This window comes from Aquimarina macrocephali JAMB N27 (assembly GCF_000520995.1).
Classification (GTDB): domain Bacteria; phylum Bacteroidota; class Bacteroidia; order Flavobacteriales; family Flavobacteriaceae; genus Aquimarina; species Aquimarina macrocephali.
In genome coordinates this window covers 1-362 of the sequence record NZ_JACA01000158.1, presented here as the reverse complement: position 1 = coordinate 362, position 362 = coordinate 1, and the positions used below count along the sequence as shown (strand labels likewise).

Here is a 362-nt window from a genome sequence, read left to right as displayed (position 1 = left end):
GGTTGGAATATTCTGGTAAGGTGTTACAGGAAAAAGGAATGTCCTTCCCTGTTTTGTCCAGAAAGAATATCTACACAGCAGCACTTACATTGGCCCGGCAGATAGCAAGACAATCTCGCAGTAGTTTAGTTGCGATCAAGGATCAGTTGACAGGACATCTTAAAGGAAGATTAGAAGAAACATACAGCCGAGAGTTGGCAATGCATGAAAAGACATTTGTGGGAAGATCAGATACCCTACAACAGATTGAGAGTAATTTTCACCAAGAGAATACTGATTCAAAGAGAGAGATTACTTCTGTAACACAATCCACTTCTTTTACCGCCCAGCATACCGATACATTACCTGATATTATCACAGAG

The 362-nt window shown here is 40.6% G+C and carries 1 protein-coding gene; it reads left to right on the top strand.

Going from position 1 to position 362, the window contains the following annotated elements:
- Window positions 1-38: 38 nt before the first annotated feature.
- A partial coding sequence (locus Z054_RS29725; RefSeq protein WP_206538820.1) for a Clp protease/crotonase-like domain-containing protein occupies window positions 39-362 on the top strand: 324 nt, incomplete at its 3' end.